Here is a 15,238-nt window from a genome sequence, read left to right on the forward strand (position 1 = left end):
TTCCTTTAATAAGTTTTTGTTATTATACTCCAAAATTTAAAAGGAAGAGTAATGTTAGGTATTGATTTGGGATCAAATACTTTAAGAGTGGTTGAAATGGATGAAAATTTTAAAAAAATAAAAGAGTATGAATTTATCATAGGTGCAGCAAAAAATTTATCTAAAAGTGGGCAAATTTCAACTGAGGCTATAGAAAAAATCAAAGAAGCTTTAAATGTTTTATCTAAAGAGCAAAATTTATGCAAAGCAAAAGCTGTTGCAACGGCAGCTTTTAGAAAGGCAAGCAATACGGATGAAATTTTTAAAGATTTAAAAGAGCAATTTGGGATCAATTTTAAGGTTATTGATGCTAAAACAGAAGCCAAAATCAGCGTTTTAGGGATGAAAAATGCTCTTGCTAATTTGGGCATGAAAGGGCGTTTTGCTTATTGTGATTTAGGGGGTGCTTCTTGCGAGTTATCTTTTAATGAACATTTTCAAAGTTTTGATTTTGGGATTATAAGTTTTTATGAAAAATGTAATTTTAAAGATGATTTTTCTACTTTTTCTTTTAAAAAAATATTGAAAAAATATCCTAATTTCTTTCATAAAATCAAAGATAAAAAATTAAAAATTCACCTATTAATTCAAGATAGAAATTTAAAAAATATAGCGTTTAAAGCTTTTGATGAGGTTAAAGAGCTTAAAAAAGTCTTTAAAAAAAGTAAAATAAAAAAAGTGGTTTTAAATTCAGGTGTTCCTACAGCCTTGGCTGCTTTAAAATGCGGTTTAGATTATGAAAGATATGACGATAAAAAAATTAATGGCCAAATTTTACACACTCAAGATTTTTTCAAATATGCATTAAAAATTTGGAACATGAGTGAAAAAGAGGCTAATTTTTATCTTGGAAAAACGCGTAAAAAATATTTAGCCGCAGGTTGTTTTTTGTTTTTTGCTATTTTTGATAAAGAAGAATTTATAGTTATCGATGAGGGTTTAAGAGAGGGGCTTTGCATAGCAAATTTATAATTTTGCAAATTCAAAAAAATGGAATTTTTCATCAAAATTAAAAAATAAAATTTTGCTTTGAGAGAGTAAATTTTCATAACTTTTTATATTTTTATTTTTAGTATATTCTAACAATTCTTCAAAACCAAAATCGATTAAAGCTTGACTTTGTTTTTTTAAATGTAAAAGTTTGAAATTTAAATTTTCAATAGTAGTTTTTAGATGATTAAAATTCACATTGTAAGTTATATCGCTTTTGCCAAAAAAATCTTTTAAAGAAATTTCAAAAGGATTAAAAACTTCGTGTTTTTGATAAATTCTTATACTGAAACGATCATTATCGAAAGTTCCATAATCAAAACCCGCAAAGATAAATTTTTCACTGATTTGATCGAGTTTTTTAAGAAAATTTTCAAGCTCTAAGCTTAATTCTCCTTTTTTTAATCCAAGTTTTTGACATCTTTGCCGTAAGCTTTCATCTATAGGCTTAAAAATGATTTGATAATCTTTTACATAAGCCATTGTATCATTGTCTATAAGCTCACAAGCAAAGCTATCAAAAAGTTCATTACAAAAAAAGAAAGCGTTTTTAAAATGACATTCTTCTAAATTATTTTTATGGATAAAATCTATGCCATCTAAGGTTTTCTTTTGTAAAATTTGTAATTTTTCATGAGGTTCTATGATAAAAAAAGAAATTTGAGAAAAAATTTCAGGCCTAAATTCAACTAAAGCGGATAAAAAATCACGACTCAAATAGCCTTCATTGGCTCCAATTTCAACGATTTCTAAAGGAAGTTTTAATGCGCCTTCATCAATGAGTTTTAAAAAATGTTTTGCCAGTAAGGTTCCAAAGAGATTTCCCACGCTTACTGCGGTGAAAAAATCTCCATTTTTACCTATTTTGCTAACATTTTTATAGTAATTTTCATGAAGCCAGATGTTAAAAAATTGACTAAATTTCATCAAACAGTGCGTTAAATTTTTTTATAAAATCCAAAGGATCCACTTGTTTTTGTGCGACAAGTATTCCAAAATGCAAATGCGGTCCACTCACCCTTCCAGTAGCCCCACTTAGCCCAATAAGTTCTCCTTTTTTAACTTTTTGTCCCTTTTTTACATTGATCTTTGAAAGATGATAATATTGAGAATAAATTCCTAAACCATGATCAATAACCACAGAATTTCCCGCATAATATCTATTTTTAGCGATTTTTACTATGCCCGAATTTGCAGCATAAATTGGAGTTCCACTTAAGGCTCTAAAATCTGTCCCACTATGGTAACTTGCGACTTTGTGATTAAAAATTCTAGCTTTACCAAAATCACTTGTAATAAAACTTGCAAGAGGTATTGCAAAAGTCCCATTGTATAAAGGTTTTGGAGTGTAGGAAGTATAGATTTCATTCGCTTCTTGAAATTCTTTTTTAATGCGTTCTTGAACGTTTTTAGGCGGAAAAACTTTATTTTTTGCTACTTGTATTTGTTCGCTTTTATAATTTCCTTCTAATGTGTTGATGATGAATTCTTGCTGTTTGTTTTTATAAATAGCGATTAATTTTGTGCTTTTTGGAGGATTTTTATAGGGTAGGGCAAAAATGGCAAGGATTTTATTTTTATTTTTTGGATGATTAAAGGTTGGAATTGTTTTATTTTGGTTTTTTAATTCTATAAAATTATTTTTATCAAGCTCTAAAAATATAGCTTGCCCTTTGATAAGTTTTATTTCTTGGGCTCCAAAAACACAAGTAAAGAAACAAAAAAGTAAAGTCAATATTTTTTTCATAAGCTAAGTTCCTTAATGTCTGCAATTTTAAGAAATTCTTGATAGATGCTAAATACTAAAGCTTGGCGATTGTTCTTAAGTTTTTCATCTTTATCATTAATCATAACAGCTTCAAAAAAGGCATCAATTTCAGGTTTTAAAGCAAATAATTTGTTAAGTTTTTCTTCAATCGTAAGAGCTTTTAAACTTTCTTTAAATGCTATATAAAGTTTTTTTTCTGCTTCTACAAATAAACTTTCATCGATGGTATTTGTAGTTTTTTGAGCGATATTAGCAAGGCGTTTAAAGGTGCTAAAATAATCACCAAAATTGCTTTTTTGACTGATTTTTGCCAAAGCTTTAATGCTTTCATCAATGGAAATAATATCAGAATTTTTTGAAACAAGAACAGCTTTGATAAAGCTAGGATTTAAATCATAAAATGTATAAATTCTTTCAAAAATAAAATCTTTTAAAATTTGCAAATTAAAATTTTGATAATTTTTTAAAGCTTTTTCTAAAAACGCATTGATATCGAAATTTTTATTTAATTTTAAAAGTATTTTTAAAATTCCATTAGCAGCACGTCTTAATGCATAAGGATCTTTTGTCCCGCTTGGAATTTTACCTATGCTAAAAAGTCCTAAAAGAGTATCAAATTTATTAGCTAAAGCAACTATGCTTGAAAATTCTGTGCTAGGAAGATCTGATTTTTCAGAATTTGGCAAGTATTGCTCTTTTATAGCTAAGCAAATTTCTTGTTCAAGTCCCATTTTGGCAGCATAATAACCCCCGATAATTCCTTGTAAATCTGTGAATTCATAAACCATTTGAGTGGTTAAATCAGCTTTGGCATAGTAAATAGCTTTAGAAATTTTTTCAAAATCATTATTTTTTAAAAATTCACATAAAATTTTTGCCAGCTCAATTTCTCTTGAGCTTTTATCACTCATTGTTCCTAGATTTTCAAGATAAACGATTTTTTTAAGCTTTTCAGGTTCTAAGCCTTTTTGTAAATCATTTTGATAAAAAAACATTGCATCGCTTAATCTTGCTCTTAAAACTCTTTCATTACCATGTATGATTTTAGAATAATCCTCACAAACCGCATTACTAACAACTATAAAATGATTGCTTAATTCATTGTTGTTAAAAACAGCGAAATAGCGTTGATTTTCTCTCATTGAAGTGATGATGACTTCATTAGGAATTTCTAAAAAGGCTTTATCAAAACTTCCAAAAAGAGCTTTTGGATATTCTGTAATGGCTACAACTTCAGCTAAGAGTTCTTTATCTTCACTAATAGTGATATTGTGTTTTATTTCGAGTTCTTTAAATTCATTTAAAATTTTTTCTTCGCGTTTTTTTGGATCAAGAATGATAAAGTTATTTTCTAAAATTTGAAAATATTCTTTGATATTTTGAAAAGGAAAGAAATCATAACTTACGCTTCTATGAACAAAGGTTTTTTTAGAACTTTTAACTCCAAAAATTTCAAATTCAACCAATTGATCGCCTAAAACACAAGCAATATTTCTAATAGCGCGTATAAATTCAAAAGAATGATCCCCCCAACGCATACTTTTTCCAAAATTTAAGCTTTTGAGGAATTTATTGATCATTTCTCCTAAAATTTCAACACTATTTTTTCCTGTCAAGGTTTTTTGATAGTATAAAACCTCTTTTCCTTTGATTTCTTTGAATTCAAGTTCATTTTCTTTAATACCCGCTTTTTCTAAAAATGCTTCACCCGCGGGAGTTAATTTGCCTTCTTTAAAAGCTATGTTTTTAGGTGCTCCTATAAATTCAGCTGTGGTATCTTCTTGCTTTTGATGAAAATTTTTATGAAGAAATACTAAACGACGTGGAGTGTAATAAAATTCAAATTCGCTCATTAAATGATATTCATCTAAAATATTTTGCCATTTTTTTTCTATATTTGGAAGTTCTTTTAATAAAGGTATAGCCGGTAATTCTTCTGTGCCAATTTCGATTAATAATTCACTCATATTTTACTTTCTTTAATATTATTGAATTTGCGTTATTTTAGCTATATTTTTTTAAAAAACTCATAAATATTTTAATAAGTATTCTTTTAAAGTTTGCACATCGCCAAATTCATTTTCTTGTAAATTTTTTTGATACCATTTAGCGTGATAATACGGAATTTTTGCATTTTTAGCACATTCTTTGTCTTTTTGACTATCGCCTATAAAAATACTAGTTTGATAAGGGGCTTCATCCATAAGAAGTTGAAGCATTTGTGGGCTTGGCTTAGGTTCTATGCCTACGCTTACACCTAAAATTTTATCAAAATATGGAATGATTTCATGCTTTTTAAGAATGCTTGTAAGCGAGCTTTGAGGCGCATTTGTTGCGATGGCTAAAAAGCAATTTTTACTTTTTAAAAATTTTAAAAGATCTATAACTCCTTCAAAGAGTATCACGCTTTGTTCATAGTGTTTGATAAAATATTTTTCAAAACCATCTTTAAAGCTAGAATGATGGAAATTGTCTATATTATAAAGTTCTTTACCCCAATCTATATTTGGAGTATTAATGATCTTAATTATTTCTTCTTTTTTTAGGGCGCTTAGATTGAGATTTGCACGAATTTCATTAACGGCGCAAGAAATTGCATTTGCACTATCAATTAAGGTTCCATCCATATCAAAAAATACATTAATCATTATAATCCTTTAAATAGTTTTTGTGTTTTTCTTTATGATTTTGATTTTTTAGCTTATCTAAAGCATTTGCAAGGCTTAAGAGTTCTTCTTTTTTTAGTGAAAAATCAAGACAAGCATTAACAAAATTTTCCAAAGCTTTACCATAGGTTGAATTTAAAATCACTGCTTGACATTTTTCTAAGTTTTTTTTGTTTTTTTGCATTCTTTCTTGAAATTTTTCTAAATCAAAATCCTCTCTTTTTAGACAAGATTTTGCTGTATTAGCAAATTTTTCTAATAATCTTAGATATTTTACTCTTAATGTTTTTTCATTGATTTTTGTCAAAATAATCCTTAGGTGTTTTTATGAATTCTGCATTCTAATGCTTCTTGAACTAAATTTCTAGCTAGAATTTTTTCTGATCTTACAATGCGAATATTATCATCAATGCTTGAAAAAAGCATTTTTTTAAGATTTCCATTAACATGGATAATAGTATCTATAGGTTTTGGATAAGATGATAAAAGTTGACAGAGCATTTCAAGTTTTGCTTCGTTAGTGATGGTGATAATTGCGACTGCACATTCTTCAATATTGGCAATTTTTAGAGTTTCTTCTTGGGCTGCATTTGCAAAAATCACATTTTCTCCGCGACTAATTCCTAATTCAACTAGATTTAAATCACTTTCTAAAACCAAATAAGGCACCCCAGTATTTTTGATTCTTTGTACCATTTCTTGACCTAAACGACCGTATCCAAAAATGACAAGATGATTTTTTAGATTGCTTTGATGGGTGCTTTGGATTGTGTTTGTATTTAGGGTAATATCTTCAACTACATTGGTAATTTTTCGTATATTGTTGAGTATAAAAGGTGTAATAATCATCGTGATTATGGAAACTACAATTAAAATTTGTGAAGTTTTAACATCGAGCATATTTTTAGCCTGCAAAAGAGAAAAAATCGCTAAAGCAAATTCTCCAATTTGTGCAATAGAAAAGGCGGTTTTTAGAGCAACTCTTTTTTTGGTATAAAGAAATAAAAATCCAAAGATTATGCTAAATTTCATAAGCATAACAATTAGGGTCAAGATGCAAATTAAAAACCAATTTTCCGCTATAACATTGAGTTGAATTTGCATACCTACTGTCATAAAAAAAAGCCCTAAAAGCAAATCTCTAAAAGGAATCAAATCCGCTTCAATTTTATGTTTATATTTTGTTTCTGCGATCAATGCTCCAGCTATAAAAGCACCCAAAGAATAGGAAAATCCAAAATAATTTGCTAAAAAACTTGCTCCAATAACCATAAATAAAATGGTACCTATGAAAATTTCTTGAGAAGAAGTTCTAATAATAAGTCTAAAAATTCGATCGACTAAATATTTTCCTATGAGAAAAAGCAAAGCGATTAAAAGGATAGCAGAAACAAGCGATGTGAGTAAAACTTGTTCTATATTTTGATTATTAGATGAGAGTATATCAACAAGCAAAAGCAAAGGGATAACGGCTATATCTTGAAAAAGTAAAATTCCTAAAGCTTTTCTTCCGTATTGCTCATTGATATCCCCATTGTCATTTAAAATTTTTAAAACTACAGCTGTGGAAGAGAGTGCTAAGGCAAAACCTACTACTGTTGCACTTTTATCTTCAAGGGAAAAAATTCCCATAACAATTAAAGTAAATACAAATCCACAAGTAAGCATTTGCAAAGATCCATTTAGAAAAACTTCTTGTTTCATAGCCATCAAATGCTTAAAAGAGAATTCAAGTCCAATAGTAAACATCAAAAAAACAATACCAAATTCAGCAATATGAGTTATTTCACCTTTGCCGCTTAAATGATAAATTTCAGAAATAATTTCTCCTGCTGCTATATAGCCAATAATAGTAGGAATTTCAAATTTTTTTAAAATGACATTTAAGACGATAGCTATTGCTGCTGCAATCAGAAAAATTTCTAGAAAATTATCCATATTTTTTTATTTTTTTTCATAAAAAATTAAATCAAAACTATTTTTATGTTTAACGACAGCCTTTGAGGCAGCACCTGGATTTTTTTGTTTGCTAAGTTCTAAACGCAATTCATCAATTAAATTTTCAAATTCATGGATTTGATTTTTTAATTTTAATATAACATCAACTCCTGCTAAATTAACTCCCATATCGCGAGTTAAACGCAAAATCAATTTAATACGATCAATATCTCTTTGAGAATAGAGTCTTATTTTGCCATCAGTCCGGCTTGGTTCTACTAATCCTTCTCTTTCGTATTGTCTTAAGGTTTGCGGATGTATGCTTAAAACCTTAGCAACAACGCTTATTAAATATACAGGTTCGTCATAATGGTGATCCATCATTTTCTCCTTATTCTGGAAGTTTTTCTTTTAAAAGTTCGATAAATTTTTCATCCAATGTTTCTGTATTGGGTAAAATAACATTTAAAATTAAATACAAATCCCCGTAAATATTATTTTTTCTATTTTGTACTCCATATCCTTTTAGGCGTATTTTTTGTCCATTTTTTGAATTTGGAGCTATGGTGATTTTTGCTTCTTTTTTATCTTCTTTAAATGTTTTAATTGTGATTTTTCCACCAAATAAAGCGGTTTTAAGTGGAATATCTATTTTTTGATATAAGTCATCATCTTCTCTTTGATATATCTTACTTTCCTCAAGTTTAACGATGATGATAAGATCTCCACGCGCCTTATTGTAAGCACTTTTTCCCTTGCCGCGAATTCTAAGTTTTTCACCTTCTTTGATTCCATGAGGAATTTTAAATTTGATATTTTCTCCTTGAAAGGTAAAATGATGTTCCCCACCTGTGATGGCTTTTTCAAAAGGAATGGTTAATTCTATAGTTGTATCCAAATTTTCTTCTTCAAAATTTCCAAATCCTCCAAATCCTTTAGAAGAAAATCCGCCAAAACGACTTCCGCGAGAAGATCCTCCAAATCCTCCTCCAAATAAATCTTTTAAAATATCATCTAAATTGATGCCACCCGTATTTCTTGAAAAATCATGAAAACTTTGCCCACCAAAGATAGAATCTCCGTACTGATCATATTGAGCACGTTTTTTTTCATCGCTTAAAATTTCATAAGCGGCATTAATTTCTTTAAATTTTTCTTCAGCTCCTTTTTCTTTATTGATATCTGGATGATATTGTCTTGCTAAGCGACGATAGGCTTTTTTTATTTCATCAGAACTTGCATTTTTAGATACTCCAAGAGTTTCATATAAACTATTCATTTTTTATCTTCCTTTGGTTGTTTAGTTAATAAAATAATTTATTTTTAGGATTAAAAATTATATCAAAAACTTTAGTCTAAGTCAATCAAGTTTTATCAATTTTTATCACTCAAGTTTTTTATTTACAATTTTGTAAATTTTTGATTTTATACTATAACTTATGTAAAAATATTTTTACAAATAAAATCATAATTAGAACATGTAAATTTTCTAATATAGAAAGGAAGAATTATGAAAAAGATTTTTTTATCAATAGGTTTAGCAAGTGCTTTATTTGCAGCAAGTATCAATTTTAATGAATCAACTTCATCAGCTAATCGTGTTAATCCAGCAGATGGTGGGGTTATATTGAGTTATCATGATTCTATTAAGGATGCTAAAAAATCAGTTGTTAATATTTCAACCTCAAAAACCATAACAAGAACAAATAATTTTAGTCCTTTGGATGATTTTTTTGATGATCCTTATTTTAAACAATTTTTCGATATCCCTCAAAGAAAAAACAAAAGTGATAAAGAGGTGATTAGTTCTTTAGGTTCTGGAGTGATCATTTCAAAGGATGGTTATATAGTAACTAATAATCACGTTGTAGAAGATGCGGATACAATCACTGTAAATTTACCAGGAAGTGATACAGAATATAAAGCTAAATTAATAGGAAAAGATCCAAAAACAGACTTAGCGGTGATTAAGATAGAAGCTAAAAATCTTTCAGCTATTACTTTTGCTAATTCAGATAATTTAATGGAGGGTGATGTTGTTTTTGCTTTGGGAAATCCTTTTGGGGTTGGCTTTAGCGTTACAAGTGGAATTATTTCAGCATTAAATAAAGATAATATCGGCCTTAATCAGTATGAAAATTTCATACAAACAGATGCGTCTATTAATCCAGGAAATTCAGGTGGTGCTTTAGTTGATAGTCGTGGATTTTTAGTAGGGATTAACTCTGCTATACTTTCTCGTGGAGGTGGCAATAATGGTATAGGATTTGCTATTCCTTCCAATATGGTTGAAGATATAGCGAAAAAACTCATTGAAAAAGGTAAAATTGAAAGAGGATTTTTAGGGGTAACCATTTCAGCCTTGCAAGGAGAAACTAAAAAAGCTTACAAAAATCAAGAAGGTGCTTTAATCACAGATGTTCAAAAAGGATCTAGTGCTGATGAAGCTGGATTGAAACGAGGAGATTTGGTGATCAAGGTAAATGGTAAGGTTATTAAAAGTCCAATTGATTTAAAAAATTACATAGGAACTCTTGAGATTGGAGAAAAAGTAGTAATTGATTATGAAAGAGATGGAAGCAATAAGCAAACAAGCTTTACTCTTAAGGGAGAAAAAGAAAATAAAGGGGTGCAGAATAATTTAATCGAAGGATTGAGTTTAAGGAATTTAGATCCTAGATTAAAAGATCGTTTACAACTTCCAAGAGATATTAACGGAGTTTTGGTAGAGAAGGTTAAGAGTAAAAGTAAAGCAGAAGAGGTTGGATTTAAAGAAGGAGATGTGATTATAGGTATAGGGCAAGATGAAATTAAAAATTTAAAAGATTTAGATCAAGCTTTAAAGCAAGTCAATAAAAAAGAATTTATGAAAATTTGGGTGTATAGAAACGGCTTTACTACTTTATTGGTGCTAAGATAATTTTACGAAAGGATTTTCCTTTCGTTATAAATTTTAGTTTAAAATTATATTTTAAGATTAATTAAAAGGAATATAATGACAAATATTCTTATGATAGAAGATGATTTAGAATTAGCTGAAATTACTGCTGAATACTTAGAAAAATTTGATATGAAAGTCGATATAGCTCATGAGCCTTATATAGGACTTTCAAAACTTGCTTTAAAAGAATATCAATTGATTATTTTAGATCTTTCTTTGCCAGGACTTGACGGACTTGAAGTGTGCGAGGAAATTCGTAAAAAGTATGATACTCCTATTATCATCTCAAGTGCTAGACATGATATTACAGATAAAGTCAATGCTTTAGAGCTTGGCGCGGATGATTATTTGCCAAAGCCTTATAATCCTAAAGAACTTCAAGCACGCATTAAAAGTCATTTAAGAAGGATTTCAAATACAAAAAGCACTCTTGCTAAAAGTGTTAAAGATCTTGTTTATGATCAATATAAACACACAATTTCAATGAAGGGACAAGAACTCATTTTAACCAATGCTGAATTTGATATTTTAAGTTATTTGATCAAAAAAGAAGGCGGGGTTGTAAGTAGGGAAGAGCTTGTGTATAATTGTTCTTCTATCAGTGAAGATTCTAGCAATAAAAGTATAGATGTTATCATTAGCCGAATTCGTCAAAAAATGGGAGATGATCCAAAAACGCCAAAATATATACATTCTATCAGAGGGATAGGTTATAAATTAACTCAATGAATAAATCTTCGATTTTTTATACCATCACTTTTATTTTTATTTTTGCTGGAGTGAGTGTTGTTTTAGGATTTTTATGGCTAATTGAATACGATCAGCAAAATTATACAAGAGAGTTAAATACAAAATATTCTTTAATTGCTAACGCTAGACTTTTGTATTTTGCTGGAGTTATCAATGAAAAAGAATTTGAAGAGCAAACAAAAAATTATAATAAAATGCAGCAAATTGAAGAGCCAAAGCAAATTCGAAAAATTCTTTTTAGCGGAGATGTTCTTGCTCGGGTTGAAGTTAATAATGGTTTAATAGAGATTATTTCTTATGACAATCAAGTTTATTTAAATATTATTTATGATGGAAAGATTAATCTTTATAAAGATCAAGATTATCAAACTTATAGATATTTTATTATAAAAGCGATTGCAGTAGCTGTTATTTGCATACTTATTTTGCTTTATATTTTTATTTTTAAAAAATTAAAACCTTTAAAAGCTTTGAAAAAACAAATTGATAAATTTGCAGAAGGAAGACTTAGTGATATTGAGGATGTTAGCACGGGAGCAGATGAAATTTCTCAAGTAAGTGAAGCTTTTTATCAAGCTATTTTGCAAATTCGAAAACTCAATCAATCACGCCAATTTTTTTTAAGAAATATTATGCATGAATTAAAAACTCCAATTACAAAAGGACTTATTACTCTTGAAATGCTAGAGGATAATAAATATAAGGAAAGATTGGATGGCATATTTAATCGACTTGAAATTTTAATCAATGAATTTGCTGCGATAGAGCAGGTAACTTCAGGAGCCGCCTTCATCAATAGAAAAAAATACAATATTTTAGATGTTTTAGATGAGGCTAAAGAAATAGCGATGCGTGATGATAATAATATTCGTATTTTTATGAGTGAAAGCTTTTTTGTTAATGTGGATTTTAAACTTTTTACAACAGCGATTAAAAATATGATCGATAATGGCATCAAACATTCTCAAGATGGTTTTGTGGAAATTTGCATTAAAGATAATTATATATGTTTTAAAAATTGTGGCCCTGAACTTAATAATACCTTAGAATATTACACTCAAGCTTTTACTCAAGGCACAAAGCAAAAATCAAGTTTCGGGCTAGGGCTTTATATAGTTAATACGATTTTAGAAGCCCATGATATGAAACTTGATTATGATTATAAAGATGGCGCGAATCATTTTTATTTTATCGGTTTAGATAATATTATAGTAAAAGAATAATTTTTTTAAAAAAAATTGCAAAAAATCTTGACAAAGGCATTAATTTTAAATATAATTACATTTTTAAAACTTTGATGTTCCGGATTAGCTCAGCGGTAGAGTAGTCGGCTGTTAACCGATTGGTCGTAGGTTCGAATCCTACATCCGGAGCCACTTTTTATTTAACTTAATTAATATTCTATTTATTTTTTTTCTTTATGTGTTTTTAGATTTATTGATTATTAGTAATAAAACAATTATTTTAGATTATTTTTTTAAAATTTTTTATTTTAAAATTAGTTTTTGAGATTTTTAAATTTACAAACTAAGAATACTCTTTATAAAATTTTATAGATTGTTTGCAAATTTTACAAGTAAAATTATGCCCTTGTGATATTATTTCTTGATGAATATTACAAGGAACATCATGAAATTTACCTAAGCAGTTACAAGTATAAAGATAAAACTGAGGAAGCTTGTTTTCTTTATCTTCTGCTTTAAAATCAACATCTTTATTATTATCTGTAGCTAATAAAGAATTCCTCCATTGTTTAACTTTCATATCTTCACATAATATATGCTCTAAAAGCCATTGTTTGGTGATTGTGTAAAGTTTCTCCTTAAGATCGTTAGTTGATTTAATATTTTTAATTGCTTTTATCATATCTTGAATAATTACTTTGTGTATTTTACGATGTTCTTCCAAATTCGGATAATCAATTAGTTGCATATATTTTTCTTCATCGCTAAAATGATCTTTCATATAATTAAAAAATTCAGTTAAAAGATCTTTTATATCATTTCTGCTTACAGATTTTTCTGATATAGCCTCAACTTTTGCTGCAAGTTGAAAAAGTTTTTTATGCTGGTCATCAATTTTAGCATTATTGACGCTATATTTCTTAATCCATTTTGGAAGCATTTTAATCCTAGTAATAAAAAATTATTTTTTTGTAATAAACATTATAAAAAAATTTAAATAAAAATTTATTTAAAGAATTAATAAGCATTTTGTTATAATTAATATATGAAAGAGTTTAGAATTATTAGGAAAGATTTAAAATTATGGCAACAAAAATTTTGCTTTTAGAAGACGATTTAAGCTTAAGCGAAATTATAGAAGAATTTTTAAGCGATGAAGGATATGAAGTTAGTGTTTGTGCTGATGCCCAAGAAGCTTTAAATTTAGCCTATGAAAAGTATTTTGATTTGTGGATTTTAGATGTTAAAGTTCCATTAGGAGATGGTTTTTCCTTGCTTAAAGATTTACGCAGTTGCGGAAAAGAAACACCCGCTATTTTTATGACTTCCTTAGATACAGTAGATGATTTAAAAGAAGGCTTTAGTTCAGGTTGTGATGATTATATAAAAAAGCCTTTTGAATTAGCCGAACTTGCTATACGTATAAAAGCCTTGTTGAAAAGATCTTTTTCTCATAAGAATGAAGATTTTGAAGATTTGGGCAATGGTTTTAAATTTAATTTTACATCTCAAATTCTTTTTCATTTTGATAAACCCTTATCTTTGCCAAGTAAAGAGATTAAACTTTTATCTTTATTGTTAAAAAATAAAAATATTTTTTTAAGTGCAGAAAAGATTTTTGAAGAACTTTGGGATTACAATGAAGAGCCAAGCGAACTTAGTTTAAGAGCTTATATTAAAAATTTAAGAAAATTATTAGGCAAAGAAAAAATTATCAATCAAAGAGGTCGAGGTTATCGTTATGAGTAAAAAAGTTATCAGGCAAATTTTACTCATTTATCTTACAACAACAGGTTTTTTCTTAGCTTTCTTTTTTGTCATTTGGTATCAAAAATTGTATGAAGAATTGGTGATTTTAAGGAGTGGTTCTTTAAGAGAAATTCATAGAAATATCGTGATTAATATTATCAATTCTCGCTTTACCCCGATCGCTACAAGTGCTAAAAATATAGCAGAAAGTTCAGGATTGAATTTTGCAATTTTTGACAATAATCATACGATTTTTAATAATCTAAATTTTGATTTTAGAAAAGCAAAAATTGAATTTAAAGGAAGGGGAATTTATGATGGAAAGGTATTTTTTATTTTTCCTATGAGTACGGATTTGTATTATTTGCAATACTCAAGAAATGAGGATTTAACCCAAGAAAATGGCTTAAAGGTTTTAATTCAAGGAGAAGATGTTAGCAAGGAACTTTTTTGGATTAGAGTTAAGGTTTTTAGTTTTTCTTTTTTAGCTTTTTTTGTTTTAGGACTCATTGCTTATATATTAGTTAAAATTGCTTTAAGGCCTTTAGAGGATAAAATTACTGTTTTAAATCGATTTATCAAAGATTCTACACACGAATTAAATACGCCTTTAAGTGTTATTTTAATGAGTATAGAGCAACTCGAACGGCAAAATTTAGATAACAATAAATTTAAACGTATAAAAATTGCAGCAAAAAGTTTATCTCAAGTATATTCTGATTTGGTTTTTTATAATTTTCCTAATACTTTAGAAAGTGAAAAAGAAGAATTTAATCTCAAAAATTTACTTGAAGAAAGGATAGAATATTTTAAATTATTTTTTGAGCAAAAAAAGATCAATTTAGATCTTAAATTGGATAATGAAGTTATGATTTTTGCTACTAAAAATCAAATTTCAAAACTTTTGGATAATCTTTTAAGCAATGCCATTAAATACAATAAAAAAAATGGAACTATTTTTATAAAACTAAAAGATAATTTTTTAAGTATCGCTGATACGGGTTGTGGCATTTCAAAAGAGAATTTGAAATTTATTTTCGATCGCTACGCAAGATTTAACAAAGATCAAGGAGGTTTTGGTATAGGCTTATCGTTAGTAAAAAAGATTTGCCATGATAATAATATAAAGATTGTTTGTGAATCTATAGAGAATGAAGGAAGTGTTTTTAAATTAAGTTGGTGAAAATCAAGCCAGAAAGCTGACTTGATTTTA

The 15,238-nt window shown here is 28.1% G+C and carries 15 protein-coding genes and 1 tRNA gene; 7 read left to right on the forward strand and 9 right to left on the reverse strand.

Features of this window, described 5'->3' with window-relative positions; genetic code table 11:
* Positions 1–51: 51 nt before the first annotated feature.
* Positions 52–1,011 (forward strand): Ppx/GppA phosphatase family protein, encoded by a 960-nt coding sequence (locus H2280_RS02295; protein WP_337215549.1) that lies wholly within the window; start codon positions 52–54, stop codon positions 1,009–1,011.
* Here H2280_RS02295 and H2280_RS02300 read toward each other — a convergent pair.
* From H2280_RS02300 to H2280_RS02335, 8 genes are read right to left on the reverse strand one after another with little or no spacing between them, the layout of a single operon-like run.
* The gene (locus H2280_RS02300; protein ID WP_337215550.1) at positions 1,006–1,956 is read right to left on the reverse strand and encodes an SAM-dependent methyltransferase; all 951 of its coding nucleotides are present in this window, start codon (positions 1,954–1,956) and stop codon (positions 1,006–1,008) included. The genes H2280_RS02295 and H2280_RS02300 overlap by 6 nt on opposite strands.
* Positions 1,946–2,776, reverse strand: coding sequence for a M23 family metallopeptidase (locus tag H2280_RS02305; protein WP_337215551.1), 831 nt, complete (start codon positions 2,774–2,776; stop codon positions 1,946–1,948). Before H2280_RS02305 ends, H2280_RS02300 begins: the two co-directional genes overlap by 11 nt.
* Positions 2,773–4,764 carry a glycine--tRNA ligase subunit beta gene (gene glyS / locus H2280_RS02310; RefSeq protein WP_337215552.1) on the reverse strand — a complete coding sequence of 664 codons (1,992 nt, stop codon included), beginning with the start codon at positions 4,762–4,764 and terminating at the stop codon, positions 2,773–2,775. The genes H2280_RS02305 and glyS overlap by 4 nt, the downstream gene beginning before the upstream one ends.
* A 60-nt stretch (positions 4,765–4,824) precedes the next feature.
* A complete protein-coding gene (locus H2280_RS02315; RefSeq protein ID WP_337215553.1) occupies positions 4,825–5,445 on the reverse strand; it encodes an HAD family hydrolase in 621 nt (206 codons plus the stop codon).
* The gene (locus H2280_RS02320) at positions 5,438–5,770 is read right to left on the reverse strand and encodes a hypothetical protein (RefSeq protein ID WP_337195428.1); all 333 of its coding nucleotides are present in this window, start codon (positions 5,768–5,770) and stop codon (positions 5,438–5,440) included. The genes H2280_RS02315 and H2280_RS02320 overlap by 8 nt, the downstream gene beginning before the upstream one ends.
* A gap of 8 nt (positions 5,771–5,778) precedes the next feature.
* On the reverse strand, positions 5,779–7,401 hold the full coding sequence (locus H2280_RS02325) for a cation:proton antiporter domain-containing protein (RefSeq protein ID WP_337215554.1): 1,623 nt from the start codon (positions 7,399–7,401) through the stop codon (positions 5,779–5,781).
* A gap of 6 nt (positions 7,402–7,407) precedes the next feature.
* Positions 7,408–7,782, reverse strand: a complete 375-nt coding sequence (locus H2280_RS02330; protein WP_137623978.1) for a heat shock protein transcriptional repressor HspR — start codon at positions 7,780–7,782, stop codon at positions 7,408–7,410.
* A gap of 10 nt (positions 7,783–7,792) precedes the next feature.
* Complete coding sequence (locus tag H2280_RS02335) at positions 7,793–8,680, reverse strand: J domain-containing protein (protein ID WP_337215555.1); 888 nt, start codon at positions 8,678–8,680, stop codon at positions 7,793–7,795.
* Between the two features lie 231 nt (positions 8,681–8,911).
* On the opposite strand from H2280_RS02335, the gene htrA reads away from it, so the two are divergent.
* The 4 genes from htrA to H2280_RS02355 all read left to right on the forward strand — a co-directional run bounded on the left by htrA (position 8,912) and on the right by H2280_RS02355 (position 12,468).
* Positions 8,912–10,321, forward strand: a complete 1,410-nt coding sequence (gene htrA / locus H2280_RS02340; RefSeq protein WP_337215556.1) for a serine protease HtrA — start codon at positions 8,912–8,914, stop codon at positions 10,319–10,321.
* Between the two features lie 75 nt (positions 10,322–10,396).
* The gene (locus tag H2280_RS02345; RefSeq protein ID WP_137623981.1) at positions 10,397–11,071 is read left to right on the forward strand and encodes a response regulator transcription factor; all 675 of its coding nucleotides are present in this window, start codon (positions 10,397–10,399) and stop codon (positions 11,069–11,071) included.
* Positions 11,068–12,315, forward strand: a complete 1,248-nt coding sequence (locus H2280_RS02350) for an ArsS family sensor histidine kinase (RefSeq protein ID WP_337215557.1) — start codon at positions 11,068–11,070, stop codon at positions 12,313–12,315. The genes H2280_RS02345 and H2280_RS02350 overlap by 4 nt, the downstream gene beginning before the upstream one ends.
* A gap of 78 nt (positions 12,316–12,393) precedes the next feature.
* Positions 12,394–12,468 (forward strand) — tRNA-Asn (locus H2280_RS02355).
* Positions 12,469–12,619: 151 nt separating this feature from the next.
* On the opposite strand, the gene H2280_RS02360 is transcribed toward H2280_RS02355, so the two are convergent.
* Positions 12,620–13,216, reverse strand: coding sequence for a bacteriohemerythrin (locus H2280_RS02360; RefSeq protein WP_337215558.1), 597 nt, complete (start codon positions 13,214–13,216; stop codon positions 12,620–12,622).
* A 143-nt stretch (positions 13,217–13,359) separates the two neighbouring features.
* Here H2280_RS02360 and dccR point away from each other — a divergent pair, with 143 nt between their 5' ends.
* Together dccR and dccS are read left to right on the forward strand one after the other, a co-directional pair.
* Positions 13,360–14,025, forward strand: a complete 666-nt coding sequence (gene dccR / locus H2280_RS02365) for a two-component system response regulator DccR (protein ID WP_337215559.1) — start codon at positions 13,360–13,362, stop codon at positions 14,023–14,025.
* Positions 14,018–15,208 carry a two-component system sensor histidine kinase DccS gene (gene dccS, locus H2280_RS02370; RefSeq protein ID WP_137623984.1) on the forward strand — a complete coding sequence of 397 codons (1,191 nt, stop codon included), beginning with the start codon at positions 14,018–14,020 and terminating at the stop codon, positions 15,206–15,208. Before dccR ends, dccS begins: the two co-directional genes overlap by 8 nt.
* Positions 15,209–15,238: the final 30 nt, after the last annotated feature.

It is taken from the genome of Campylobacter sp. 2457A, from assembly GCF_020135895.1.
Lineage (GTDB): Bacteria > Campylobacterota > Campylobacteria > Campylobacterales > Campylobacteraceae > Campylobacter_D > Campylobacter_D taeniopygiae.

Coding starts and splice junctions, on each gene's coding strand:
- H2280_RS02295 (WP_337215549.1), top strand. CDS start 52: ATGTTAGGTATTGATTTGGGATCAAATACTTTAAGAGTGGTTGAAATG.
- H2280_RS02300 (WP_337215550.1), bottom strand. CDS start 1,956: ATGAAATTTAGTCAATTTTTTAACATCTGGCTTCATGAAAATTACTAT.
- H2280_RS02305 (WP_337215551.1), bottom strand. CDS start 2,776: ATGAAAAAAATATTGACTTTACTTTTTTGTTTCTTTACTTGTGTTTTT.
- glyS (WP_337215552.1), bottom strand. CDS start 4,764: ATGAGTGAATTATTAATCGAAATTGGCACAGAAGAATTACCGGCTATA.
- H2280_RS02315 (WP_337215553.1), bottom strand. CDS start 5,445: ATGATTAATGTATTTTTTGATATGGATGGAACCTTAATTGATAGTGCA.
- H2280_RS02325 (WP_337215554.1), bottom strand. CDS start 7,401: ATGGATAATTTTCTAGAAATTTTTCTGATTGCAGCAGCAATAGCTATC.
- H2280_RS02330 (WP_137623978.1), bottom strand. CDS start 7,782: ATGGATCACCATTATGACGAACCTGTATATTTAATAAGCGTTGTTGCT.
- H2280_RS02335 (WP_337215555.1), bottom strand. CDS start 8,680: ATGAATAGTTTATATGAAACTCTTGGAGTATCTAAAAATGCAAGTTCT.
- htrA (WP_337215556.1), top strand. CDS start 8,912: ATGAAAAAGATTTTTTTATCAATAGGTTTAGCAAGTGCTTTATTTGCA.
- H2280_RS02345 (WP_137623981.1), top strand. CDS start 10,397: ATGACAAATATTCTTATGATAGAAGATGATTTAGAATTAGCTGAAATT.
- H2280_RS02350 (WP_337215557.1), top strand. CDS start 11,068: ATGAATAAATCTTCGATTTTTTATACCATCACTTTTATTTTTATTTTT.
- H2280_RS02360 (WP_337215558.1), bottom strand. CDS start 13,216: ATGCTTCCAAAATGGATTAAGAAATATAGCGTCAATAATGCTAAAATT.
- dccR (WP_337215559.1), top strand. CDS start 13,360: ATGGCAACAAAAATTTTGCTTTTAGAAGACGATTTAAGCTTAAGCGAA.
- dccS (WP_137623984.1), top strand. CDS start 14,018: ATGAGTAAAAAAGTTATCAGGCAAATTTTACTCATTTATCTTACAACA.